The organism is Pararhodospirillum photometricum DSM 122 (assembly GCF_000284415.1).
In the GTDB taxonomy this organism is placed as follows: Bacteria; Pseudomonadota; Alphaproteobacteria; order Rhodospirillales; family Rhodospirillaceae; genus Pararhodospirillum; species Pararhodospirillum photometricum.
The window spans coordinates 3,378,961-3,404,068 of record NC_017059.1 but is presented as its reverse complement, the minus strand read 5'-3'; the positions used below and the strand labels follow the sequence as shown (position 1 = coordinate 3,404,068).

At 66.1% G+C, this 25,108-nt stretch carries 18 protein-coding genes and 2 pseudogenes; 15 read left to right on the top strand and 5 right to left on the bottom strand.

Annotated elements, in window-relative coordinates; all coding sequences use genetic code 11:
- Nucleotides 1–286: 286 nt before the first annotated feature.
- Genes RSPPHO_RS15145 through RSPPHO_RS15130 form a run of 4 tightly spaced genes read left to right on the top strand, consistent with a single transcriptional unit; the run spans nt 287 to nt 4,799 of the window.
- Complete coding sequence (locus tag RSPPHO_RS15145; protein WP_014416092.1) at nt 287–1,477, top strand: hypothetical protein; 1,191 nt, start codon at nt 287–289, stop codon at nt 1,475–1,477.
- A complete protein-coding gene (locus RSPPHO_RS15140; protein WP_014416091.1) occupies nt 1,456–3,216 on the top strand; it encodes a CHAT domain-containing protein in 1,761 nt (586 codons plus the stop codon). Before RSPPHO_RS15145 ends, RSPPHO_RS15140 begins: the two co-directional genes overlap by 22 nt.
- Nucleotides 3,209–4,237, top strand: a complete 1,029-nt coding sequence (locus RSPPHO_RS15135; RefSeq protein WP_041795791.1) for a hypothetical protein — start codon at nt 3,209–3,211, stop codon at nt 4,235–4,237. The genes RSPPHO_RS15140 and RSPPHO_RS15135 overlap by 8 nt, the downstream gene beginning before the upstream one ends.
- On the top strand, nt 4,218–4,799 hold the full coding sequence (locus RSPPHO_RS15130; RefSeq protein ID WP_162138098.1) for a hypothetical protein: 582 nt from the start codon (nt 4,218–4,220) through the stop codon (nt 4,797–4,799). The genes RSPPHO_RS15135 and RSPPHO_RS15130 overlap by 20 nt, the downstream gene beginning before the upstream one ends.
- 12 nt (nt 4,800–4,811) lie before the next feature.
- Here RSPPHO_RS15130 and RSPPHO_RS21325 read toward each other — a convergent pair whose 3' ends face one another.
- The gene (locus RSPPHO_RS21325) at nt 4,812–5,162 is read right to left on the bottom strand and encodes a 2-aminoethylphosphonate--pyruvate aminotransferase 1 (RefSeq protein ID WP_014416088.1); all 351 of its coding nucleotides are present in this window, start codon (nt 5,160–5,162) and stop codon (nt 4,812–4,814) included.
- Nucleotides 5,163–5,276: 114 nt separating this feature from the next.
- On the opposite strand from RSPPHO_RS21325, the gene RSPPHO_RS15120 reads away from it, so the two are divergent.
- The 6 genes from RSPPHO_RS15120 to RSPPHO_RS15095 all read left to right on the top strand — a co-directional run bounded on the left by RSPPHO_RS15120 (nt 5,277) and on the right by RSPPHO_RS15095 (nt 12,059).
- Nucleotides 5,277–6,689, top strand: coding sequence for a family 2A encapsulin nanocompartment cargo protein cysteine desulfurase (locus RSPPHO_RS15120; RefSeq protein WP_014416087.1), 1,413 nt, complete (start codon nt 5,277–5,279; stop codon nt 6,687–6,689).
- 68 nt (nt 6,690–6,757) lie between these two features.
- The gene (gene cysE, locus RSPPHO_RS15115) at nt 6,758–7,621 is read left to right on the top strand and encodes a serine O-acetyltransferase (RefSeq protein ID WP_041797645.1); all 864 of its coding nucleotides are present in this window, start codon (nt 6,758–6,760) and stop codon (nt 7,619–7,621) included.
- Between the two features lie 157 nt (nt 7,622–7,778).
- On the top strand, nt 7,779–9,137 hold the full coding sequence (locus RSPPHO_RS15110; protein WP_041795787.1) for a pyridoxal-phosphate dependent enzyme: 1,359 nt from the start codon (nt 7,779–7,781) through the stop codon (nt 9,135–9,137).
- Nucleotides 9,134–10,306 (top strand): trans-sulfuration enzyme family protein, encoded by a 1,173-nt coding sequence (locus RSPPHO_RS15105; protein WP_014416084.1) that lies wholly within the window; start codon nt 9,134–9,136, stop codon nt 10,304–10,306. The genes RSPPHO_RS15110 and RSPPHO_RS15105 overlap by 4 nt, the downstream gene beginning before the upstream one ends.
- Nucleotides 10,307–10,375: 69 nt before the next feature.
- Nucleotides 10,376–11,311 (top strand): transcriptional regulator GcvA, encoded by a 936-nt coding sequence (gene gcvA / locus RSPPHO_RS15100; RefSeq protein WP_014416083.1) that lies wholly within the window; start codon nt 10,376–10,378, stop codon nt 11,309–11,311.
- Nucleotides 11,312–11,381: 70 nt separating this feature from the next.
- Nucleotides 11,382–12,059 (top strand): 4'-phosphopantetheinyl transferase family protein, encoded by a 678-nt coding sequence (locus RSPPHO_RS15095; RefSeq protein ID WP_051013929.1) that lies wholly within the window; start codon nt 11,382–11,384, stop codon nt 12,057–12,059.
- Here RSPPHO_RS15095 and RSPPHO_RS15090 read toward each other — a convergent pair.
- Nucleotides 12,046–12,411 carry a DUF4870 family protein gene (locus RSPPHO_RS15090; RefSeq protein ID WP_041795785.1) on the bottom strand — a complete coding sequence of 122 codons (366 nt, stop codon included), beginning with the start codon at nt 12,409–12,411 and terminating at the stop codon, nt 12,046–12,048. The two genes, RSPPHO_RS15095 and RSPPHO_RS15090, sit on opposite strands and share 14 nt — an antisense overlap.
- A gap of 390 nt (nt 12,412–12,801) precedes the next feature.
- Nucleotides 12,802–14,472: a hypothetical protein gene (locus RSPPHO_RS15085; RefSeq protein ID WP_014416081.1), complete on the bottom strand. Its 1,671-nt coding sequence runs from the start codon at nt 14,470–14,472 to the stop codon at nt 12,802–12,804.
- A 551-nt stretch (nt 14,473–15,023) separates the two neighbouring features.
- Here RSPPHO_RS15085 and RSPPHO_RS21320 point away from each other — a divergent pair.
- Nucleotides 15,024–16,184, top strand: a pseudogene (locus tag RSPPHO_RS21320) (Re/Si-specific NAD(P)(+) transhydrogenase subunit alpha); the annotation flags it as partial.
- A gap of 228 nt (nt 16,185–16,412) precedes the next feature.
- Here RSPPHO_RS21320 and RSPPHO_RS21315 read toward each other — a convergent pair.
- Nucleotides 16,413–17,681 (bottom strand): annotated as a pseudogene (locus tag RSPPHO_RS21315) (ATP-binding protein); the annotation flags it as partial.
- A gap of 1,328 nt (nt 17,682–19,009) precedes the next feature.
- Entirely contained in the window at nt 19,010–19,978 is a 969-nt protein-coding gene (locus RSPPHO_RS15075) for a substrate-binding domain-containing protein (RefSeq protein WP_014416080.1), read from the bottom strand.
- A 208-nt stretch (nt 19,979–20,186) separates the two neighbouring features.
- Here RSPPHO_RS15075 and RSPPHO_RS15070 point away from each other — a divergent pair, with 208 nt between their 5' ends.
- The 4 genes from RSPPHO_RS15070 (at nt 20,187) to lpxD (ending at nt 25,078) form a co-directional block, all read left to right on the top strand.
- A complete protein-coding gene (locus tag RSPPHO_RS15070) occupies nt 20,187–21,647 on the top strand; it encodes an extracellular solute-binding protein (protein WP_014416079.1) in 1,461 nt (486 codons plus the stop codon).
- Nucleotides 21,648–21,745: 98 nt separating this feature from the next.
- Complete coding sequence (locus RSPPHO_RS15065; RefSeq protein ID WP_014416078.1) at nt 21,746–22,825, top strand: HD-GYP domain-containing protein; 1,080 nt, start codon at nt 21,746–21,748, stop codon at nt 22,823–22,825.
- Nucleotides 22,826–22,930: 105 nt separating this feature from the next.
- Nucleotides 22,931–23,857: an AEC family transporter gene (locus RSPPHO_RS15060; RefSeq protein WP_014416077.1), complete on the top strand. Its 927-nt coding sequence runs from the start codon at nt 22,931–22,933 to the stop codon at nt 23,855–23,857.
- A 141-nt stretch (nt 23,858–23,998) separates the two neighbouring features.
- The gene (lpxD, locus tag RSPPHO_RS15055) at nt 23,999–25,078 is read left to right on the top strand and encodes a UDP-3-O-(3-hydroxymyristoyl)glucosamine N-acyltransferase (protein ID WP_041795779.1); all 1,080 of its coding nucleotides are present in this window, start codon (nt 23,999–24,001) and stop codon (nt 25,076–25,078) included.
- Nucleotides 25,079–25,108: the final 30 nt, after the last annotated feature.

Sequence of the window (25,108 nt, the reverse complement as noted above, 5' to 3'; positions counted from 1 at the left end):
TTCCTCGTGGCTGGGCAGAGTCGGGGGTCGAGACAACGTCAGGAGGGTGCTGCACACGCTTTGCGCACCGGGATGTCGGCGCACAATAGAAATTACTCATTGCAGCTCCGGGACGCCACGATGACGTTTCCGTGAAATCGCTGGATTTGTTGATGAGGCGGCGGTGGGGAAACGCGAGTATTCGCTCAAAAATAGAGCTGTGTTATAATTAAGCAATTTAATTGAATTGCCCTGCTGGGCATCGTAAAAAAAATCCAGGGAGTGTCCGCGCGGTGGGGAGGCGCAGATGGCGTACCACGCGAAAGCCTGGATCCTGGGCGTTGCCGCCTTGGCCTTCTTCGGGCCGGCCGCCGCTGTCGAAGGTCCGCTTACCGGCGTTTGGCGTGGTCCCTATGGGGTGTTTGTTCTCGACCAGCAGGGCGCCACGGTTCGGGGCAGTACCTTCTATAACGAGGCCACTCTTCAGGGCACGCTTGACGGGGAGACGCTCCGCTTTCACTGGCGCGATGCCTTGGGGCAGGAGGGCGACGCCAGTTTGCGACTCGACCCAGATCAGGCCGAGCTCCAGGTCGAGTGGCCTCTGGGCGGGGAGGCCGGCCTGCCCGTGTCCTGGCGGGCCATCCGGTATGCCGAACCGGCGGCTCCGCCCGGGCAGCGTTCCCGCTGGCGGGTCGTGATGGATTTGCGCGATTTCCCCGAGGCCGCCGGGCAGGTGACAGGATCGGCTGATCTGTTTTTCGCCGGGGATCGGGTGGCCGGTTGGCTCTCGGGGCACTTTGTGCCTGTTGCTCCCGACACGGGGGCGCCGCTCGCCGAGGGGGTCGAGGGCATCATGGTCTCCTATCGGATCGAGGGGCAGCAGGCCGGGGACACCCTGCGGCTGTCCTTGCTCAATCCCCATGACGACAGCATGACCGAGGCCGTTGTGGCGCGCCGACCCGAGGGCTTGGTCGGGACATGGCGCGATCAGTCCCCTTCCTCCGGGCCTTTGGCGGCGCCGCCGCAGCAAGGGACGATCCATCTGACCCCCGAGGAGGGCCCCCCGACCCCGACGCCCACCGAGGAAGCCAAGGCGCGGCACCGCCGGTTATGGCAGGTGGCCCAACACGTGGGGGAGGCCTGGGCCTCGCCGCTTGGGGGAGATCCCCGCCGGGCGATCCAGGCGATGATCCAGCGCGGTGCGTTTAAAGACGCGGTCCAAGCCGCCGATCAGATGGCCCAAGCTGCCGCCGCGGCCGGTCTGCCCACGCTTCAGGCCGATGCGATGCTCCTGCGGGCCAACGCCCTGAGCGCCGATGGCTTCTTTGCCGAGGCGCGCGACGCCTATACCCGCCTGCAAACCCATCCCGGGGCGACGGCGTTTCACCAGGACATGGCCGAGGCGGGCTTGTTGAGCCTGTCCTTGCATATTGGTTCCGTTCAGCCTTTGGCGGTTCCCCCCCTCCTGCGCTGGCCGTGGCCGAGGATGACCCCCTGAGCCTCAAGGATCGGGGGTTTCGTGCCGAAAAAGAGGGGCGCGACGAGGAGGCCCTGGCCTTTTACGATCGAGCCGCCGTCCTTTACCGCGCCGCCTGGGAGAGCCAGACCACGCCAGTTTTGCGCGAGAGCCAGGGAACCAGCTTGGCGATCGCCTTGCAGCACGGCGTGACGCTTGAGATCCGGCGCCGGCAGTGGGACGCCGCCGCCCGCCGTCTGGAAGAGACCCTGAGCGTGTGGCGCTCGGTGGCGGGAGGCGCCGGGCCGACCGCCAGCCTGCTGGGAACGCGGGCCATGGTCCAGCGCGCCCAGGGGCACCTGCCCGAGGCCTGGGCCAGCATCACCGAGGCCCTGGCTACCGCCGAGGCGGCGCATGTCGCCGAGACGTGGCCGCTGCACGGCATGGCCGGGCGCCTTGCCCGGGCCCGGGGCGACGCGACGGGGGCCGAGGCGGCGTTTCGTCAGGCCATCACCAACGTTGAGACCCTGCGGGGGCGTCTGACGACCGACGAAACCAAGATCGCCTTTTTTGGCACGCCCGCCGATCTTTACGAGGAGTTTGTTGCCTTTTTGATGGACACCCAGCGGCCCGAGGCGGCCTTGGAGATCGCCGAAAAGGCCCGGGCCCGGGCCTTGCTGGACGGGGTGGGCGGCGCCGGTAGCGAGGGGGAGGGCTTTGCCGGGGAAACCCCCAGTCCCGCCAGTGCCCCCACGGTTTCGGCCGCCGACGCCTTGGCCCTGGCCCGCGCGCGGGACACAGCGTTCCTGGTGTATTTTCTAACCCGCGCCAAGCTTTATGTCTGGCTGTTGACCCCGCAGGGCCGCGTGTACAGCGGGGCTCAGGTCGCCGATCCCGCGAGTGTGGCCCAAGCTGTTCAGGCCTTGCGCGAGCCCTTGGTGTTTGGCGAGTCCTTCGAGGCGCCGCGTCGCGCCCTCAACGACCTGCTCACCGGCCCCGTTGCCGCCGCACTGGACGCCCTGCCGCCCGCAAGCCGCTTGAGCATCGTGCCCCATAAGATTCTGGCGCAGGTGCCGTTCGCCATGCTGGGGCCCACGCCGGGTGCTTGGGCCGAGGCGTGGTCCCTCACTGTCTTGCCCAGCTTGTCGGTGGGGGCGCAGCGATCGGCGCGGCCCCTTCCCCCGGACGGGCCGCTGCTGGCCGTGGGGTATAGCACCGCCCATCGGCCCTTGCCGGCCGTGGCTGGGGAACTGAAGGCGGCGGCGGCCCTGTATCCCGGGGCAACCGTTCTGAGTGAAGCCGACGCCACCGCCTCGCGGCTGCGGGCTGAACTGCCCCACTACCCCTTGATTTTGATCGCCGCTCACAGCGCCCGGCGGCCGGGCGCGCCCGGGGACGTGGGTCAGGGAGAGCCGTTGGAAATCGTTCTCTCCGGCTCCGCGCTGACGAGCCGCGATCTCAAGCCCGGCCTGACCCCCCGGGCCGGGTTGGTGATCTTGAGTGCCTGCGAAACCCTCCAGGGGGTCCAGGTGGCCGGTGATGAACTCCTGAACCTGGCGCGCGCCTTCCTCATCGCTGGGGCCGAGCGGGTGCTTCTCACCCAATGGGAGGTGGAAGACGCCGCCACCGCCACCCTTGTTCCCGCTCTGCTGGCCGGGGTGCGCGAGGGGCAGTCTCCGGCGTGGGCCTTGCATAACGCCGTGCAAGCCTATCGTCTGGCACATGCCAACGACGGCTCCGCCGCGTGGGCCGCATGGATTTTGGTGGGGCCTCATGACTGAGCCCTCGGCCCTGGACCACGTGAAACTGGTGGGGAAAACCGTGGCCGCCGTGCTCGGGGGTCTTGGGGTCATGGCCTATCTCGTCCGGTTGTTGCAGTACCGTCTGCATGGCCTGCCGTTTGACGGGGAGGTTTCCGTTGAGACGTATCTGCTCGCGGTGGGACTGCTTCTCACCATCGGGCAGAGCGCGGTGCTCGTCGTGGGGCCCTTGCTCGCCGTGGCGTGGGGGGGGCGGCTTGTGCGGGCCCGGATTTTCCCCGGGGGTGCGACGGGCGGGCGGCGGTTTCTGGCGTGGTTGACGCTGGGCGCGGTGGTCCTCTTGACCCTTCTTCTTCCCGCCGGGCAGATCGGTTCCACCCCTCCGATCTGGGGGGCCGCGTCTGCTCCGGCGGTTGCCTCTTTGTTGGTCCGCGAGGATGGGGCGTGGCTCGTGGTGAGCGGGCTGGCCGTGGGCGGGCTGGGGCTGGCCCTGGTGCCTTTGGGGCGTCTGCTGCTCCAGGCTCGCTTGCGGATCCCGTCTTGGCCGCGGGTCGTCGCCTGCGCCGCCCTCGCCACCGTGGCCTTGAGCTTTTTTCTTCCCATTATCGCCGCGACGCTGCCCGCGCCCGGGGGGACCTTGCCGCGGGGCAGCGTTCACCTGCGGGCCCCGGCCGATGGGTGGGTGGCGGGCTACCTGTTGCCCTTGTCCGGCCAGGACCTCCTTGTTCTTCCCGCCTCTCCCGACGTCCAGGAGGTCGAGATCCTGCCCCGGGAAAACATTGGGCGGATCGTTTTTTTTGCGGGAGGCGGAAAAAGCATGAACGATCTTATGAAAGAGCGCTGGAAGGGGGAGAAAAAGCCCCTGCGCATCGGCGGCATGCCTTTTGGGGGGTGGGGAGCCCTCAGTGCCGTTGTTCTGACCCTTGGTTTTGTTTTTGCGGGGGGGAGTGCGGGCCGCCGAGCCCCCGGAGCCCCCCGCCGAGGAGGCTCTGCCGCCCTGGGCGCTGGGGTTCTTCCCCCTGGTGAGCGCGGCCGGGAGTGATTTGTTGCAGCAGATCCAGGCGGTCATGGCGCTCTACACCCGGGGCGACGAGGGTCAGGGCGGGGCGGTGTGGCGGCAGCGCGGGACGAATGACGCGCAGTGCGTGACGTCGGGCGGTGGCTATACGTCGCCTCGGCCTGGGCGTGATGGGCGCCAGATCGCCGTGTTGCGCGACGGTCGTCCCAGGATTTTGGATCTCGACACCGGCGAGGAGACCCCCGTGCCCGGCACGGCGACCTATCAACGGCTTTATGGCTGGAACGAAGCGGCGGGAACCTTGCTTCTTCAAGCCGGCCCGCAGGTGGTGTCCGTGGCCCTGGCCGATGGCAGCGCAACGCCTTTGGCGGCGGTGTCCTCCGAAACGGGGACCCAACTCGATGCCTTGACCCGCCTGACCCCCGAGGGCGCGGTTCTCCTCGTGCGCCATACCGGCGGCGTGTGGGCCATCATGGAACGGCGTCCGGGGGAGGCCACCGGACGGCGCGTGGTGAGCCGCCCCGTCCCGTTGGCCGAGCCGGCCTGGAGCGCTGCCGGCGTGGTCTTTCTGGCGCCGCCGCCCTGAGCCGGCCCCTGATCAGGCCGGCAAGCACCCCCTTGTCACCCCGATTTCCCGCAAGCTGTCTGCGCACGCCGTCGCACAGGCGGTCATCACTCCGTCGGCCAGGGCGCCAATGCAGCCCAGGCGGAAGCTCTCGGCCGCGGTCATCTTGCCCGGATAAATCAAAAAACCCCGCCGCTTCATCGCCTCATAAAAGGCCGGGAAGCTGTAGGCCGGGTCCTGCGGCGCCCGGAAAGTCACAATAATGGGGGAGCGCAGAGCCTCGGGCAGCAAAGGCCGCAGCCCCAATGCCCCCATGGCCTTGATCAGGGTCTCATACTGGCGGCGATAGCGGGCCAGGCGACCCGGGGCCGCCCCCTTCGGCATCGTATTCGTCGAGGGCTTGCCGGAAGGCGGCGCCGTCGCTCCCGGGGGGAGGCCTGTCCGGCCTGCCTGCGCTCGGCCCTGAGATTCCGGGGGGAGGCAGCCCTCACCGGCCTCTTGACCCCCCTACTCCCGGCGGCACCGGCCGGTTTGCCCGGCGGAACCCTGCCAGACGCGACGGCGGCCCCGGTGTATGGCTTCTTAGAGCAGGCGGGTCCCCAGACCAGCCCGTCGCCCTCCTCCTCCGTCCCGGCCCCGCTGTCGCCGCGCCTGGATCCCGAGCACAAAACGCCCCACGGCGCCTTTGATGCGGCCACGCTGCGCCGGGACTTTCCCATCCTCAATGAACGGATCAACGGCCGCCCGCTGATCTGGCTCGACAACGCGGCCACAACGCAAAAGCCGCAAAGCGTCATCGATCGCTTGGCGCATTTTTACGAGCACGAGAACTCCAACATCCACCGCGCCGCCCACACCCTGGCGGCGCGGGCCACCGACGCCTACGAGGCGGCGCGCGACAAAGCCCGCCGTTTCCTGGGGGCGCCGTCAGTCGAGACCCTTGTTTTTGTGCGCGGAGCGACCGAAGCCATCAACCTTGTGGCCCAAAGCTGGGGCCGAACCAACCTGGGTCCCGGTGACGAAATCGTCATCACCTGGCTGGAGCACCACGCCAACATCGTACCGTGGAAGCGCTTGGCCGATACGGTCGGCGCCGTGCTGCGGGTGGTGCCGGTGGACGACCACGGACAAGTCCGGCTCGACGTTTACAAGTCCATGCTGGGCCCGCGCACCAAGCTGGTGTCGATGACCGAGGTGTCAAACGCCCTGGGCACGGTGGTGCCGGTGGCCGAGATGACCGAACTTGCGCATCGGGTGGGAGCGCGGGTGCTGGTGGACGGGGCCCAGGCGGTTTCACACAAAGCGGTTGATGTCAGGGAGATCAATTGCGACTGGTATGTGTTCTCGGGACACAAGGTCTTTGGCCCCACCGGCATCGGGGTTCTGTACGGCACCCAGGAGGTGCTAGACAGCATGGAGCCCTGGCAAGCCGGCGGCAACATGATTGCCGACGTCACCTTCGAGCGCATCGTTTACCAGCCGGTGCCGGCCAAGTTCGAGGCAGGCACCGGGAACATTGCCGATGCGGTCGGCCTGGGTGCCGCCCTTGATTACGTCGAGGCCATCGGCATGGACGTGATCGCGCGGTACGAGCATACTCTGTTGGAGTATGGGACGGCGTTGTTACAGGAAATCCCGGGCCTTCGTCTGGTTGGGACGGCGGCGGAAAAGGCGGGCGTCTTGTCCTTTGTCTTCGACGACATGCCACCGCTGGAAGTGGGCCGGGCTCTCAACCGCGAGGGCATTGCGGTGCGGGCGGGACACCATTGCGCCCAACCGATTTTGCGCCGCTTTGGCCTGGAAGCAACGGTGCGCCCCTCCCTTGCACTCTACAACACGCCTTCCGATCTAGAGGCTCTGGCGGCCGCGCTGCGGCGGATCCGGGCGGGCCATCCCCCGCCGGCGCTTTGACCACTCCCAGTGCCGGGGAGGCCCCTCCCTCCCCGGCCCCCGCCATCCCTCCCACGGAGGATCCCATGTTGAACAGCGCTCTTGACCGGTTGAGCGTGATCACGCAGGTGGATACGGGCCCGCCCACCGCCATGAAGCTCGACGCGTTGTGGCTGCGACTGCGCCAGGAAGCGCGGGAGGCCTATGCCCATGCCCCCATGCTGGCGCCTTTGTTTGTCGATTCCATCATCAATCAACCCTCGCTGGAGGCGGCGGCGTTTCATCGCATTGCCGCCCGGCTGAAGAATGACGTGGTGGGCCTCGGTATCATCATCGATGCCTTTAACCGCGCCGTCGCCGATTGCCCCCAGATTTCAGAGGACCTGCGCACCGACTTGTCCGCCGTGGTCGATCGGGATCCGGCCTGCGAGCGCTTTATCGAACCTTTTTTGTATTTCAAGGGCTTCCACGCCATCCAGACCCACCGGCTGGCCCATTGGCTGTGGCACCATGACGAGCGCGACTTTTCCCTCTACCTGCAAAGCCGCTCCTCGGATGTGTTCCAGACCGACATCCACCCAGCGGCGCGCTTTGGCCGGGGTGTGTTCCTTGATCACGCCACCGGTCTGGTGGTCGGCGAGACGGCCGTGGTCGAGGATGACGTGTGCCTGCTGCAAAACGTCACCCTGGGCGGGACGGGCAAGGAAAGTGGCGATCGCCATCCCAAAATTCGCAAGGGGGTGTTGATTGGGGCCGGCGCCAAAATTCTGGGCAATATCGAAGTCGGCGCGGGGGCGCGGGTGGCGGCAGGGTCGGTGGTCCTGCGCCCGGTCGGCCCTGGCGAGACCGTCGCTGGGGTTCCGGCCAAGGTGGTGAACCGGGCCCCCAATGTCCCGGTCGAGGAGCAGATTCTCAACGACCTTCTTTACGACTCCTTCGTGTACACGATCTAGGCGGGTTTTCAACCCCTTGAAATAAAAAGAAGGCTGGGGAGGCGAGGCCTCCCCAGACCCCTCCATTCCCCCCCTTTTGGGGGGATTTTTTTTGCCTTGACGCGGCGGGCGGAAAACAACATCCTATTACTCGATGGATTTTATGGAGTGTTCCCGGATGTCTTCCGCCGATCTCCTCTCCCAGATTGGGCAAACGCCGATCGTCCACCTCGCCGGGCTGGACACGGGACCGTGTGACCTTTTCGTCAAGCTGGAGAGCCAAAACCCCTCAGGCTCGATTAAAGACCGGATCGCGGTGTCGATGATCGACGCGGCCGAACGAGAGGGCCGCCTGAAACCGGGCGGGGCCTTGGTGGAAGCGACCGCCGGCAACACCGGTCTGGCCCTGGCTTTGGTGGCGGCGCGCCGGGGCTACCGGTTGACCCTGGTGATCCCCGACAAAATGAGCCGCGAGAAGATCGCTCACGTGCGCGCCATGGGGGCCGAGGTGGTGCTGACGCGCTCGGACGTGGGCAAGGGCCACCCGGCCTACTACCAGGACTTGGCCGAGCGCCTAGCCCGCGACAGCGGGGCGGTCTACATCGACCAGTTCAACAACCCAGCCAACCCACGCGCCCACGAAACGGGGACAGGCCCGGAGATCTGGTCGCAGTTGGAAGGCCGGGTGGATGCGGTGGTGGCCGGGGTCGGCTCGGGCGGCACCTTGACCGGGCTGTCGCGGTTTTTTGCCCGGGTGTCGCCTGGCACCGACATCGTGCTGGCCGACCCGGAAGGCTCTATTCTGGCCGAGTATACCCGCTCGGGCCACGTGGGCACTGCGGGGTCGTGGCTGGTGGAAGGGATTGGCGAGGACTTTGTGCCGCCGGTTTCCGACCTGTCGCGGGTGCGTCACGCCTACACGATCTCGGATGCCGAGAGCTTTGCCACGGCGCGCACGGTTTTGCGGCGCGAGGGCCTGTTGGTGGGCTCGTCGTCGGGGACCCTGATTGCGGCGGCCTTGCGCTATTGCCGGGCCCAGACCGAGCCGAAGCGGGTAGTGACGTTTGTCTGCGACAGCGGCAACAAATACCTGTCGAAGATGTATAATGACACTTGGCTCAATGATCAGGGTCTGTCGGATCGCCCGAGCACCGGCGACCTGCGCGACCTGATTGCCCGCCGCCCCGAGGACGGCGCAGTGATCCACGCCGGCCCCGAGGAAACCCTGCGCATCGCCTACCAACGCATGAAGCTCAACGATGTGTCCCAGCTTCCGGTCCTGGAGGGCGAGCGCTGCATTGGCTTGATCGACGAATCGGACCTGTTGCTGGCCTTGCAGCGCGGCATCGCCTTCGACACCCCGATCCGCGACGCCATGGTGACCCGCCTGGAGACCCTACCGCCCAGCGCCTCGCATGAGCAGCTTGTTGCCCTGTTTGCCCGCGACCATGTGGCCCTGGTCGTCGAGGACGGTCGCTTCCTGGGCCTGATCACCCGGATTGATTATTTGAACGCCCTGAGAGGAAAAGCCGCATGACCGCCTCCCTTATTTCATCCCCCCGGGGCTTCGCCACCTTGAGCGTCCATGCCGGTCATGGCGCCGATCCGACGACGGGCGCGGTGATGACGCCCATTTACGCAAGCTCCACCTTTGCCCAGAGCTCACCGGGGCAGCACACCGGATGGGAATATGCCCGGTCGGGCAACCCGACCCGCGCCGCTTTTGAGCGGGCGGTGGCCGAGTTGGAAGGGGGCACCCACGGCTTTGCCTTCGCCTCGGGCTTGGCGGCCGAGACAACGGTGCTCGACCTGCTCGATCACGGCGCGCACATCGTGGCCGGGGCGGATCTCTATGGGKGGTCGTGGCGACTGTTTGCCAAGGTGAGAGCCCGCACGCAGGGCCTGGAGACCACCTTTGTGGATCCCACTGACCTTGCCGCCCTGGAAGCCGCCTTGCGGCCCGAGACCAAGCTGATCTGGATCGAGACCCCCAGCAACCCCCGGCTGGCTGTCACCGATCTGGCGGCGGTCGCCGCCTTGGCGCGCGCGCGGGGCCTGCTTACCGTAGTGGATTCCACCTTCGCCACGCCGTGGATCCAGCGCCCGCTGGAACTGGGCATTGATATCGTGGTGCACTCGGCGACCAAGTATCTCAATGGTCACTCGGACCTGATCGCCGGGGTGGTGGCGGTGAAGGACGCCGAGTTAGCGGAGCGGCTGGGATTTCTTCAGAACGCCACAGGCGCGGTCCTGGATCCGTTTGCGTCGTTTCTCGCCCTGCGTGGCCTGAAGACCCTGGCGCTGCGCATGGACCGTCATTCGACGAACGCGCTGGCCGTGGCCCATCACCTGGAGCACCATCCCAAGGTGGCCCGAGTCCTGTACCCCGGTCTGCCCAGCCATCCCCAGCACGCCTTGGCGCGGCGGCAGATGCGGGCCTTTGGCGGCATGCTGAGTGTGGAACTGGCCACCGATCGCCCCGGCACGGTCCGTTTCCTGGAGGCCTTGCGGCTGTTCACGTTGGCCGAAAGCCTGGGCGGCGTGGAGAGCCTGATCGGGCATCCGGCGACCATGAGCCATGGCTCGCTGCCGCCCGAGCGCCGAGCCGACTTGGGCTTGCATGACGCGTTTGTGCGGGTGTCGGTGGGCATCGAGGACGCCGCCGACCTGATCGCCGATCTGGACCAGGCCCTGGACCGGATCTAACTCCCCAAGGGCGGGGCGGCCCGACATCCCCCAGGAGGGACCGCCGTTCACAAGAGGAAAGCCCTCATAATGGATCCCTCCCGGGTGCCTGCGGCTCACAGCCGCCGCCGGTTGCCGCCGCTCAACGCCTTGCGCGCGTTCGAGGCGGTCGCCCGGCACCTGAGTGTCACCTTGGCGGCCGACGAGTTGTCGGTAACGCCGGCGGCGGTCAGTCAACAAATCCGGCAACTGGAGGACACCCTGGGGGTGCCTCTGGTGCGCCGCCAGGGCCGGGGCTTGGCCCTGACCGAATCGGGTCAAGCCTTGCTGCCGGGCTTGAGCGAAGGCTTCGACCGACTGGTTCAGGCCCTGGGAGCCATGCCGCAGTCCGCCGAGACACGGGCTACGGTTCGGGTTGCCGTCACGCCCTCGTTTGCCGACAAGTGGCTGCTGCCCCGGCTGGGAGGATTTATTCAGGCCAACCCGGGGCTGGACGTGCACGTCATCGCCGGCATGGAGGTCATTGACCTCCAGCGCGAGGCGGTGGATCTGGCGGTACGCTTTGGCACGGGGCAGTATGCCGGCCTGTCGGTTGCCCTGTTGCGCGAGGAGGAAGTGTTTCCAGTCTGCGCGCCCGCGTTGCTGACAGGCCCCACGCCGCTGCGAACCCTGCCCGACCTCCAGCACCACGTCCTCATCCACGATGACAACCCGGCCGAACGCGGCGCCTGCCCGGACTGGCCGCTGTGGCTGACCGCGGCCGGCCATGCCCCTTTGGCGTCCTCCAAGGGGCCGCGCTTCAACCAGTCCTCCATGGTCCTCGACGCGGCGGCGCAAGGCCTGGGGGTGGCGCTCGCCAAGGGATTTCTCGCTCAGACCGACCTGGAGGCGGGTCGGCTGGTCCGCCCGTTCCCCGAGAACCACGTGCCACGCTTCGCCTATTGGATCGTCGCCACCGCCCAGGCCTTGGACCGCCCGGCCGTGCGCCTGCTGCGCGACTGGCTGTTGCATGAGGCCAGTCGATGACGATAGAGAGGCTTGATCTAACCTCTGCCCCGGGGCTGGGGGGCCCTTTCTCTCGTCTTGATCAAAAACAATGGCTCTGCTGGAAACGCTGTCCCTGTCAACGCTCGATCCGGTTTCCCTGGCCCGTCTGGCAGATCTGCTTGACGACGAAGAGCGAGCCCGTGCCGATCGCCTGAAACTCTCACCAACCCGGCGAGAGTTTATCGCGGCCCATGGGCTTAAACGCACCATGCTCGGGGCCGTGTTGGGTCAGGACCCTCGGGCGCTTCGTTTCACGGCTGAATCCGCGGGAAAGCCGGTCCTGGTCGGGGGAGGCCCTGACTTTAATCTTTCCCACACCACAGGTCTCGTGGCCTGTGCGGTGGCCACGGACGGGGGACGGGTGGGGGTTGATGCCGAAACTCTGGCCCGAACCCCCGAGCCGAGGCTGGCCCGGCGTTTTTTTGCCCGCGAAGAAGCCGATGCCCTGCAAGCCCTGCCGCATCAAGAGCGCCCCCAGGCTTTTTTGCGCCTATGGACGCTAAAGGAAGCGGTGGTCAAGGCCTTGGGCGGCGGCTTGGCGCTGGGCCTCAAGCGTTTTGCTGTTGGAACCGAGCCTCCCCGGCTCTTACGGCAAGAGGGCCTCCTCCCCCCGGGGCACCCCTGCCACCTGGAGCAACACTGCCTTCCGTCTGGCCATGTGCTGGCCCTCGCCGTTCTGCCGCAAAACGCCCCTTCCAAGGAGCCGGACGGATCTAGCCGAACATGAAGCTGGTCGGATTGGCGATGGGACGGTTTTCGTTCAACAAGAGGAGGCCCTTAACGCAACGAACGATCAACCAGACCAGCCAGAAAAGCAAAACGGCATAGCCGATCAGGACAAGAGAAAGCGCGCCACCGATGACCATAATCAGCAAGCCGTACCAAAACGTCCTGATCTGGAAATCCAAATGACTTTTTTCGATACCAGCGGCGCTTCCCGCCTGAATATGAGCAATAACAACGCCAATTAAGGCTGTAACACCCGTAAATAACCCTATTATATAAAGTATATAAACAGCAAAACACAGACCTTTTTTATTAAGAACCTGACCGTCTCCAGACGCGGGAACCTCGTTCATCGCTCGATCTCCATATCATCAATTAACCCACATACCCATTTCAGGAGAAAGTTTATCCAAGAACAAAAAGAATATCCAGACACCTCCCAAATCGGGCAACGACTCTCAAGAGAGTGACAGCCTTATTTTAGATCAGAAGAGGTCAATCTGGAACTAAAAACACTCCAAACTGCATTGCGACCGATAATACCCCCTCCTTGAGCCCCCACCAGTCTCTCGAAATGACCTGGAAGCAGCCTGACGGCTCGGAAGGAAGAAAGGCAGAGGGGGGGGGGCGGACCTCCCCAACGAGTTTTCTTGCAGTCCTGGGGATCCAAAGAGCCTCAGGCTGTTACCGGACCTTCCCCTTTCCCCCTCTCACGAGGTCGAAAGGGAGGCGGAAAAACCGCGTTAGTCTTGTATCGCTTCTTCTTCAAGAAAGGGAAAACCGGCGCGGTCCTCTTCCTGGTGGGCTTTCACGAGATAGGAGCCGGTGGGCATCACGGCGGCGACGAGAATCCACAGCAACGGCCCCATGTCGGTGGCAATGGCGATGGCCCAGGACAGCCAGATTTGCTTCCAGTACACGAGAATGGCTTCCAGATCGTGCATGGGGGCAAACGGCGGCACCACGACCTGCCCCTGGTCGCCCATGGCCTTCAGCGAGGCGGCAATCTCGTCGAGCAAGGTGTTCTTGTCGTTTTGCAGATTGGTCACCACCTCGCGCTGACTGACGGCGAAGCCGCGGTTGATGCTATCGGCCGAAAGCGGGCGCATGTCGCGCATGGTGGCGATCTGGAATGAGAAGTAGTCGAGGGGAGAAGTCGCCGCGACGCTGCCGATGCGGCTTTGCACGGAGTTCAGGTCGCGGATCAGGGTTTCGTAGTTGGCGCGCAGCACATCCCCCCGGTCGGCCAGCGCCTCGCGTAAGCGGCGCAGGGACTCGTTGATGTCGCGGATTTCCTGGGTCTCGGCGGTGCGAGTCTGCTCAATGTGATCGGCAATCCCCCCCGCCACCTGAGACAAGTCGCGCAGGAACACCGACACCGAGCCGGCCCCGGCCGCCGAGGTCAAAGTGCCGTGGGTTTCCTCCTGGACGGCCAGACGCTCGAAGCGATCGGACATCTGGCGGGCGATCGGCACCAAGCGGTCATACTGCCCGACACGAGCTTGGCGCAACTCATTGAGGGACTGCTGCAAGGCATCGGCTGAGACGCGCAGATGATAGGTGTTGGCGGCATCGCCCCCGACGCCAAGAACGCTGGTGGCCGTGGACATGCCAAAAATGATGGCCGCGCCAATGGGAGCGATGATCCCCAAGAGGACGGTCTTTTGCCAGAGGTTGGCCATCTCCATGCGTTCGAGGAGCGTGGTCCAGAAGGTAAAGACGAATCCGGCTCCGATCACCCCGGCCAACGCCGGCACCACCCAATAGCGCCAACCCTCGTCGGGCGAGAAAAAGACGATCTGGAAGCCGTAGCAACTGGTGTAGCCGGTCCACACGCTGGCGAGAAAGGTAATGACGTGAAAGAGTTTTTCTCCCATCGGCGTGTGGCGGCGGGGCTTTTTGGCCGCACGCGGGCGCAAGGTGCCCCCCAGCCAGACGGTCAGCCAGTGCAAGACGATAAGCCCGACCACCGAAGCCAGCACCACCCCCAGCGCCCCATAGCCCGCAATCACCAAGCCCCAGGCTTCGTCGGCGCCAAAGGAATGGCCGCGCCGCAAGCCGACCACCTGCAAACTCAGGACCCCCAGCAGGAACAAGATCAACACCCCGGTGGCGAAACCTTGATGCGTGGTGAGGACATAGGACAAGGAGCGCCCGAACACCTCCCCAAGAGCGCGGAAGGGGGAATCGAGGGGCGGCAGGGTGTCGGCCCGCGCGGTCCCCGGCCCGGTTCTGTCCTCGTCATAAGCGGCGGCCTCATCGGCGGCGGGCTGACGGGGCGGGGCCACGGGAGCGCGCGGAGGGATCCGCTCGCGCGAGGTGGAAGAAGGATCGGGGGGCAGAAAGCGATCACCGGACGCCTCGAACGCCCGGGACGCCGCTTCCTGGCCGGAGCCGGAACTGTCGTTGGCCATGCCTGCCTCTCACCGTGGGGAAACCTGCGGGGCCGGCGCTCTTGAACCGCGCGACGCGCCGGAAGGCGGCAGGACCATACTCCGAGCCGGCCCCGGCGCAAACAGCAAATCCCTAGGGCAATCGGGGGAAAGACGGGGGGAAGAGCAGGCTGGGGAGGCGGGGCCTCCGACACCACGGTCCTGCTGGCCCTTCACCGTGAGGGATGCCCCAGGATCGGAGGGGTCTGGGGAGGCCTCGCCTCCCCAGCCTGCTCTTTCCCTCCCGGGACGTTCTTCTTGTCCCCGGTGTCCTATTTGCTTGCAGCGACCCAGGGAAATCCGCGACAAGGATCAACAAGGTGTCAAGGGAGTCGGGCGGTCCAACGATCATGGCAAAGCGTGGGGAGGACGAGGGCGGATCCATGGATCCGGCGGCGTCAATCCGGCGAAAGTGAGGCCCCCCGCGTCGAGCGGCCTTGTCTCGGCGCGGTTGAACGGGCATGGTCCCCCCCCTGGGGCCACGACACTATGGTTACCGCCCGCAGTTTCACGTTCAATCCAAGGGTGACTTGATGAAGATCGCCATTCCGAAGGAGCGACGCCCCGGCGAGGATCGCGTCGCCATCTCCCCCGAGGTGGCCAAAAAGCTCGTCGGCCTGGGCTTCTCGGTGATTGTTGAAAAGGGAGCCGGTCTTGGCTCCTCAATCACCGACGCGGCGCTGGTTGATGCCGGGGCCACCATCGCCGACAGCGCCCAGGAAGCCTTCGCCCAGGCCGACATGGTCTGGAAGATCCGCGCGCCCATGCTGGCCGAGGAGGGCTTCGACGAAGTCGCCCTCCTGAAGGAGGGAACCCTCCTGTTGGCCCATCTGTCGGCCCTGACCAGCCCGGCCCTGGTGGCGGCCCTGGCCCGGCGCAAGATCACCGCCTTTGCCATGGAACTGATGCCGCGCATCAGCCGCGCTCAGTCCATGGACATTCTCTCGAGCCAGTCGAACCTCGCGGGCTATCGCTCGGTGATCGATGGCGCTTACGAGTTCGGCCGCGCCTTCCCCATGATGATGACCGCCGCCGGCACCGTGCCGCCGGCACGTGTCTTGGTGTTTGGCGCCGGCGTGGCGGGCTTGCAGGCCATTGCCACGGCCAAGCGTCTGGGCGCCATTGTCATGGCGACCGACGTGCGCCCGGCCACCAAGGAGCAGGTGGAAAGCCTGGGCGGCAAGTTCATCACCGTAGACGACGAGGCCATGAAAAAGGCCGAGACGTCTGGCGGCTACGCCAAGGAAATGGACGACGAGTTCAAGAAGAAGCAGGCCGCCGCCGTGCTGAAGGAACTCGTGCGCACCGATATCGCCATCACCACCGCCCTCATCCCTGGCCGTCCCGCCCCGGTGCTGATCACCGAGGAGATGGTCAACCAGATGAAGCCGGGCAGCGTGATCGTGGACCTCGCGGTCGAGGCCGGCGGCAACTGCCCGCTGTCGCGTCCTGATGAGATCGTGGTGCACAACCGGGTCAAGATCGTGGGCCACACCAACGTGGCCGGCCGTCTGGCCACCGATGCCAGCCCGCTGTTTGCGAAGAACCTGCTCAACTTTATCACGCCGCAGGTGGACAAGGCCGCCAAGACCCTGGCGCTGAAGCTCGAGGACGAGACGGTCTCTGGCACCTGCGTGACCCGTGACGGGGCTGTGGTCCACCCGGCGCTGCAAGCCAAGCCGGCCGAAGTGAAGGCTGAGCCGGCGCCGGCTCCGGTTGCCGAGGTTAAGGCCGAGCCCGCGCCCGCTCCGGTCGCCGAAGTGAAGGCCGAGCCCGCGCCGCCCGGTCGCCGAAGTGAAGGCCGAGCCCGCGCCCGCTCCGGTCGCCGAAGTGAAGGCCGAGCACCGGGCCGACCGGGGGGGGAGCGCGTCACTGCCGCCCGGGCCCTCTTCCAGGCGGAGCACTTGGCGCAACAGGACTTGAAGGCGCACGGGCTTGAGGCAGACCAGCGCGAGGCCAAGGCTGCTTGGGTCATTGTGTTCGGGGGGCAGTGACCCGCCGGAGGTCAGCAGCACCATGACCAACCCCTTGCCCAACCCGGGGATGGTCTGCACCGCGGCGGCGACATCGGTGCCGGTGAGGCCCGGCATCATCTGGTCGAGCAGGACGATATCGAAGGGCTGGCCAACCGCGTGGGCTTCCTTGAGGCGGTGCAGGGCCTCGGGACCGCTGGCGGCGGTATCGGCGGTAATCCCATAGGCCTCCAACTGCTTGGTAAGCAGGCTTCGGTTGATGGGGAGGTCGTCAACAATCAAGAATCTTTTGCGGCGCAACAGGGCAAAGGCTTCGGCATCGGGATCGGCCCGCTCGGTGACGGGGCGCAAGGGGACCTCGACCCAGAACGTGGACCCCTGACCCACGGTACTGCGCACCCCGATCGTTCCTCCCATCAACTCAACGAGGCGTCGGGAAATGGCAAGGCCCAGGCCGCTGCCGCCAAACCGGCGCCGGGCCGAGCTGTCCACCTGGGAAAAGCGGGTGAACAGGCGTGGCAAAGCCTCTTCGGGAATCCCAACCCCCGTGTCGGTGACGTCGAAGCGCACCAAAGGCGCCGTCCTCGGTCCCGAGACCCCAACCTCCACCGAAATCCAGCCCTGCTCGGTGAACTTGACGGCGTTTCCCGCAAGATTGAGGAGAATCTGGCGCAGACGGCCGGCATCGCCCAGGAACCAGCCCCGGGCCTCGGGGGCGATGGCCTGGGCGATTTCCAGGCCCTTGGTGGCGGCGCGCGGCGAGAGAATCTCTACCACCGAGTCAACCAGGGCCGTCATCTCGAACTCGCCGGGCTCCAAGGTGAGCCGGAAGGCCTCCATTTTGGAGAAATCCAAGATGTCGTTGATGATACTGAGCAAGGCCTCGCCGGAGTCGCTGATCGCCTGGGCATAGCGGCGCTGCTCGCTGTCTAGGGGAGTATCAAGCAAAAGCCCGGCCATGCCGATGACGCCGTTCATGGGGGTGCGAATTTCGTGGCTCATGGTGGCCAGGAAGTCGGACTTGGCGTCGTTGGCCACTTCGGCGGCGTCGCGGGCGTCGCGCAAGGCGCGCTCGTTGCGCTCAAGCTCGCGCAGGGTCAGCACGGCAATCCCCGCCGCCAAGATCAAGGTCCCGGTGCACAACAAGACTAAAAACGCCTTGCTGGAGAGGGCCGATTGGGAAAGCTCCTGGCTGCGTTGTCGCACCTCGGTTTCCATGGAGGCCACCAGATCCTGGACCACCCGGGTCAGGCGCTGGATGGTCTGGCGGTTGTCGGCCAGAAGGCCCTGGATCCGCTCGGCCGTGTTGATTTCCCGTCGGCGCAGGTCAAAAACGCTCCCCGCCCCCTGGCCTAACCGGCTCAGGGCGTCGCGGGTCTTGAACAGGCTTTCGACCAGAACCGGGTTGCGTTGGGCGAGATCGCTGCGCTCGAAGATCTGGGCGGCGTCGGAGAGCACGCCCAACGATTGATTGTAGCGGGCCTGCAAGGAGTGCACGGCGCTTTCCGACTCCGCATTGGTCGCGGCGTTGAGCACCCCGACAATGAGGTTCCCCTCGGCCTTGATATCGACGATATAGCCCAAGTCATTGACCGCCCCGGCCATCAGGCGGGTGACCACGTCGTCCACCGCCCCGGTCAGCGAGGCATGAAGCTCGGTCATGCGCCCAACCTCGGCGCGCAAGGCGGTATCGCTCCAGGCCAGGAGGTCGGTCCGCCACACGGGGTCGTGGCGGGCGCGCTCGGGCTGGGTCAAGGCTTCCAGCGCGGGGTCGGGGCCCAGCACGGCGAGGGCCCGAGTCAGGGCCTCGCGGACGGCTTCGGGGCTCTCGGGCGGGTGGCGCGCCAGGGACTGGATTTCCACCACCACGCCCAGGCGGGCCGCGCTTTCCTCCACGGTGGTGCGTGTGGCCCGGGCGTTGGTGCGCACCGCCCGGCGGGCCAGCAGATCAAGCTGGGCCCGGGCGCCATAGACCATGGGGCCCACGGTTTGCAGCAATTGTTCCTGGGCCTCGGCGATGCCGCGCAGCAAGGCGCGGCGGCTATCGGCGAGCGCCACGCTCTCGTGGGTGGCGCGCTCCATGGCCTTGAGGGAGCGGGTTAGCTCGTTGCCCAAGGCCTCGATGGCGTTGGCGGCGTGATCGCGGCCGATCTCGCGCAACGGGTCAAGCTCGGCGATGCCCGCCGCCAGTTCGTCGCCCATGCGCCGGGCTTCGCGCTCCAGGTCCTCGCGGGTTGACGAGGCCACCAGCAGGGGGGCGGAGGCCCCCAAGGTGGCGCTGGTTTCTTGCAACCTCAAGGCGGCGCCAAGGGCGGGGATGGTCTGCCCCGTGGTCACTTGGACCGCGTTGCCCAGGTTGTTGAAGGTGGCCACCGCGATGATGGTGGCCAGCACCGACAAGGTTGCCGTGCCGGTGATCGCGAGGGCCGCCCAGGTTCTGGAGTTGAAACGTCCCATGGATCTCCTGGCGTCAAGGGAAGGAGGGGGCTGAGGGGGGCCTGCCTCCCCGGCCTTCTCTCTTCGAGGGATCTGCCTGTCCTCCGCTCCTAGGGCAAATCGCGCCGCCCCGCCAGGATTTCCTCGGCCTTGGCCTTGTCGATGACCTGGGTGGGCAGGGTAATGGTCTTTTCAATCGGTTGGCCTGCGAGATGGCGCAAGGCTTGGCGCAGGCCCTCGTCGCCCGGGGTTTTGTAGAGGAAGGTGGCCGACAACACGCCGTCGCGCACCCAGCGCACCCCCTCGCTGGGAATGCCGTCGATGCCAAGAAAGGCGATGCCCTGGGCCCGGCCCTCGTCGCGCGCCGCCAGATAGGCGCCATAGGCCATGGGATCGTTATGGGCATAGACGAGGTCGATCTTCGGCTCTTTTTCCAGGACCTGGACCATGGCCTCGTAGGCCAGATGCTGCTTCCAGTCGCAGTCCACGGGGGTGCCAGCGAAGCGGATGCCGGGTTCGCGCGAGACCACATCGTAAAAACCGTCGTGACGGTCGCGGCTGGGCTTGGTCTTCATGCCCCCCCACACCTCGAACACCGTGCCTTGAGCCTTACCGGGGCCGCCCAGCAGCTTGACCGCGTACGTCCCGGCGGCGGCGCCGATGGCCCGGTTGTCGCCGCCGATGAATTGGGTGATGCGGTCCGTCTCCACGTTGCGGTCGAGCACGAAGACCGGAATGCCCGCGTCGGCGGCCTTGATCACCACCGGGGTGAGTTGGGCTGACTCCTTGGGGGTGATCAAGATGGCATTCACCTTGCGCTGGATGAAGCCCTCCATGTCCGCCACCTGCTTGTCCACGCTGTCGTTGGCGTCGGCGATCAAGACGGTGACCTCGGGATGTTTGGCGGCCTCGGCCCGAAGTTCCTCGTTGAACAAGATCCGCCAGGGTTCCAGGGTCGTCGCCTGGGAAAAGCCGATGACCGGCCCCTTGGTCGCCGGGGGTTCTTGGGCCGCGCCGCTTCCCGGGAGCAGCCCCAGGGCCAGAAGCACAAGACCCGCCGTTCTTCCCATGCCTGCCATGATGTGCTGCCTCCCCGCCGATCCGTCGGCGCGTTTGCGTCTTTATGGTCTTCGGTCTCCGCAAGACGGCGTCCATTTCGGTTGCCCGGGACCTGAGAGCGGGTTATACCCGATGGTCCAGGTCTTGTTCCACCCCAATGAATCCGCAACCGCATCAGGGCGGTCATTCAAAGACTGAATGGGCAAAGACTGAACGGGCGAGGACGCAATGGGACGGCATACGACGGTCTTCCTCCTGTGGATCGCCCTCTTAGTGGGGGGACTGGAGGCCAGGGTGGGAGAAGCGGCCGAGTCTTTCACCTTGCGGGTGGCGGTGCAAGATGCCTCGGCCATCGGTCGCCCCGCCGAGGTTCATGGGGCTACCTGGGCGGCCAAGCGTCAGGCCGGGGTGGATGTCAAGCGCATTCCCTTTGGGGCGTTGTATGAAAGCGTGTTGGCCAGCCTCAAGGGCGAGGCGCCGCCCTTTGATGTGATTTTTTACGCGCCCGCCTGGGCCGGGGACTTTGCTCCCTACCTGCGCGAACTGCCGCCTTGGGTGGCGGAGGATGAGTCGTTTGACGATATCCACCCCATTTTTCGCGACCGCTTGATGAAGTGGAACGATCATTGGGTGTCGATTACCGTCGATGGCGATCTCTTTAGCGGATACTACCGTCGCGATTTGTTCGAGGATCCGGTCAGCCGGGCCGGCTTCTTGGCGCGCTATGGCTACGATCTGTTGCCTCCGGCCACCTGGGACCAGTATCGCGATATCGCCGAGTTCTTTACCGGACGACCGGGGCCGGACGGGCGGCCGCTGTTTGGCGCGGCCGAGGCCTTTGCCCGGGGTAAGCAACAGTTCTGGACCGCCTTTGCCCGCGCTGCTGCCTATACCAACGCCCCCGGGGTCTCCGGGGCGCAGTTCTTCGATCCCGACACCATGGTGCCTCAAGTCAACAATCCGGGCTGGGTGCGGGCCATTGAGGACTATGTGGCGGTTTTGGCATTCTGCCCGCCCGAGGCGCGGTCTTTTGGCATTGTCGAGAGCCGCCAAGCCTTTATCGACGGTCAGGCCGCCCTGACCTTGGACTGGGGCGATACCGGCCCGGCGGCCGAGGACCCGGCCCGCTCGAAGGTCGCCGACAAGGTCGGGTATTTTGTGCTGCCCGGGGCCGCCCAGGTCTGGAATCCCCGTCTGAGCCAGTGGATCGATGTGCCGCGCGGGCGGCGCGTGCCGTATCTGGCCTTTGGCGGTTGGGTCGCCGCCGTGCCCCGCAATGCTCCCCACCCGGAGGCCGCTTGGGACTTCATCTTGTGGTTTTCCAGCGTGGCCAACAGCCTGGAAGATGTCCTGGACGGAGGAACGGGCATCAATCCCTATCGCTACAGTCATTTCGCCGAAATTGACGCCTGGACCCGGGTCTTTTCGCGGCGCGCGGCGGCTGAATACCTGGGGGTAATCAAGACCAGTCTCGATTCTCCCAACGCCGCGCTCGATCTTCGATTGCCTGGCTTTAAGGAATATACCGATGCTTTCGAGGCCCAGATGGTCCGGGTGTTGGCTGGCGAGATCGCGGTGAAGCCGGCCCTCGATGCCGTCGCCCTGGCCTGGGAAGGCATTACCGAGCGCTACGGTCGAGCCTCGCAAAAAGCCCTCTATCGTGCTTCCATGGGGCTGGCGCCAGAGTAAGGCAGGGGGCCAGGGAATAAGGGGTCGGGGGAGGCCGTCCTCCCCAGCCTTTCCCCGTCTGGCGGCAGCCGGGGCCGCGCGTAATCAAGGGGATACCAATGCGGGTTCTTCTTCTGGATGATGATGAAACCAACCTCATCATCTATAAAAGCATCGCCCAACGGACCGGCCAGGAGATCGAGATCGTCTGCGAGACTGATCCGCTGGTTGCCTTAGAGGCGTGTCGTGCGCGCATGCCCGACCTGATCGTCCTGGATTACCTCATGCCCGGCATGGACGGCCTGGAGTTCCTGAGCCGGGTGCGCCGCCATCCCGAGGGGCGCGACGTGCCCATTGTCATGATCACCGCCGCGGGCGAGCGCTCGGTCCGCCACCAAGCCCTGGAGCGAGGGGCCACCGACTTTCTGGCCAAGCCGGTGGATGCGACGGAAATGCGGGTGCGTTTGACCAACCTTCTGGCCCTGCGCCGTTCCCACCTGCGGCAAGTGGACTGGAACCACCATCTGGCCCACGAGGTGGATCTGGCGACGCGCAAGATTTCCAACCGCGAGCACGAGTTGATTATCCGCCTGACCCGGGCGGCCGAGTTCCGCGATCCCGAAACCGGTGGCCATATCCAGCGCATGGCCAGCTATTCGCATCTGATTGCCCGCCATCTCGGCCTACCCGAGGGCTTTTGCGATTTGATCTTGCGGGCCTCGCCCATGCACGACGTGGGCAAGCTGGGGGTGCCCGACGCCATCTTGCTCAAGCCCGGCCGCCTGACTGCCGATGAGTTCACGGTGATGAAGAATCACACCACCATCGGCCACGCCATCTTGAGCGGGAGTGAGTCTGACCTGATCCAGTTGGGGGCCGAAATTGCCCTGACCCACCATGAGAAGGTGGATGGCACGGGCTACCCCTACGGCGTGAGCGGGGAGGCGCTGTCCTTGCCCGGGCGCATCGTCGCCGTGGCCGATGTGTTCGACGCCCTGACCAACGAACGGCCCTACAAGCGGGCCTGGCGCTTGGACCAAGCCCGCCAGTTCCTGGTGGAGGGCCGGGGCTCTCACTTTGACCCTTTGTGTGTCGATGCCTTTCTCGCGGCGTGGGACGAGGTGCTGGTCATCAAGGCCCGCTTTGTCGATGAGGCCCTGGTGCCAGACGAGCTGGACTTGTTGCAAACCTTGTCGTGAGTCCTGCTCCAGGATCGGAGGGGTCTGGGGAAGCCCCGCCTCCCCAGCCTTTCTATCCTAGCGGGTCTTGCCCCTGGCCGGGGGCAGGGGTAAAAGCCGAGGATCATGACACCCTCTCTGAGCGCGATCGTCGCCGTCTTTCTCGTCATCCTTCTGGGGACGGGCCTGCGGCGCCTGCGGCTGATTCCCGACACCTTCTGGGCACCGGCCGAAGCCTTGACCTACTATGTGACCTTCCCGGCGCTCCTGGTGGCCAATCTTGCCAACGCCTCCTTGGACGGCGTGCCCTGGGAGCGGTTGGCCGTCCTGGAGGCCCTGGGGGTCGGGGTGGGCGCCGCCGTCCTTTTGGCCTGCCGGCCGTGGCTGGCGCGCCGGGGGATGGAGGATCCGGGGTTCACCAGCGTGTTCCAAGGGGCGATCCGTCCGAACACCTATATCGGCCTCGCGGTGGCGGCGGCCTTGTTCGGTCCTCAGGGCGTGACCCTGACCGCTCTGTGCATCGCCGTGGTGGTGCCGCTCGTCAATGTGTTGGCCGTGAGCTGCATGGTGCGCTTTGGCCGGGGCCAGCGCGCCACCCTTCGCGGGTTCCTGCGCGGGCTGGCCACCAATCCCTTGATCTTGGGCTGCGTGGTGGGGCTCGCCCTTCAGGTGACGCAAACCCGGCTGCCCCCCGTGGTGGGTGGCTTTTTGCAGATGCTGGCTAGCGCCGCCTTGCCGCTTGGGTTGCTGGCGGTGGGGGCGGGCTTGAGTGTGCGGGCCCTGGGGGGCGCCCTGGTGCCGCTGGGGCTGTCGTCCGCTGTCAAAATGCTGCTGACCCCGGCGGTGGTGGGGGCCGCCGGGTGGGCTTTGGGGCTGGAGGGGGCGGTCCTGGCGGTGGCGGTGCTGTATGCGGCCTTGCCCTGCTCGGCCTCGGCCTATGTGTTGGCGCGCCAGATGGGCGGGGATGCCCCGATGATGGCGGCGATCATCACCGGACAAACCGCCGCCGCTGCGGTGGTTCTGCCGCTGATCCTGGCCGTGATCGCTCCTTAAGTCTTGGGTCGGCACGGGCGATTGCATTAAGGCAGGGGAGCCGGTATGGTGCGCCCCTGGCCGGGGCCCCCTCCAGATCCCGAAACGGCGAGGCGAGGGGGCCCCCGCCTCTCAGGTGTCCAACGGGAGCGACCTTCTTCCATGAAACTTTCGGCGCTGGCCCACCTCCTCGATGGTCAGGTCCACGGGGACGGCGATCTTGACTTCGAGCGTCCGGCCCATCCCGATCACGCCGGAGCGGGCGATCTGGCCGTGGCCATGCAGCCCGAGCTGGTGGAGCGTCTTGCGGGCAGTGCCGCCCGGGTCGGCTTGGTGGCAACCGGCGCTCAGGTCCCGGACGGCGTTCTTGACGCATGGGTGAGTGTGGGCCGGCCCCGCTACGCCTTGCATCACCTGACCACCGCCTTTGCCCAGGCGCCATCGTTGGCGCCGGGCCTTCATCCCACCGCCGTGGTCGATCCAAGCGCCGAGATTGGCGAGGACGTTGCCCTCGGGGCCTTTGTGGTCGTTGGGGCTGGCGCGCGCCTTGGTCGCGGCTGCCGCATTCAGAGCCACGTCAGCATCGGCGCCGGGGCCCGCCTGGGGGCGGACTGCCTGCTGTATCCTGGCGTGCGGATTGGCGAGCGTGTGGTGGTGGGCGATCGCGCCATCCTTCACGCCAACGTCTGTCTAGGGGCCGATGGCTTCAGCTTTGTGACGCCTGAACCGGGCACCGTGGAGAGCGCCAAGGCCTCCGGGAAAGTGGCCGGGGAAAACCAAGCCCTGGTGCGCATCCACTCCCTGGGCGCCGTGGTGGTGGGCGATGACGTCGAGATCGGCGCCAACACCTGCATCGACCGGGGCACCCTCGCCGACACCCGCATCGGCGCCGGTACCAAGATCGACAACCTCGTCATGATTGGCCACAACGTCGAGGTCGGACGCTCGTGCCTGCTGTGCGGGCAGGTGGGGATTGCCGGCTCGGCGGTCATTGGCAACGGCGTGGTGCTCGCGGGCGGTGTCGGGGTGGCCGACCATGCCCGGATTGGTGATTTTGCGGTGATCGGCGCGCGCTCGGGGGTGAGTGGTCATGTTCCTCCGAAAAGCGTCTGGCTCGGCTATCCCGCCGTGCCCAAGGAACAGATGGTCGAAACCTATATGCTGACGCGCCGGTTGAAGACCTTGTTCAAGGATGTGGCCGAGCTGAAAAAGCGGGGGCGGGCTTGTCCCTCCCCCACGTGATCTTCCTTCTCTCAACCCCTGGATGGGTCC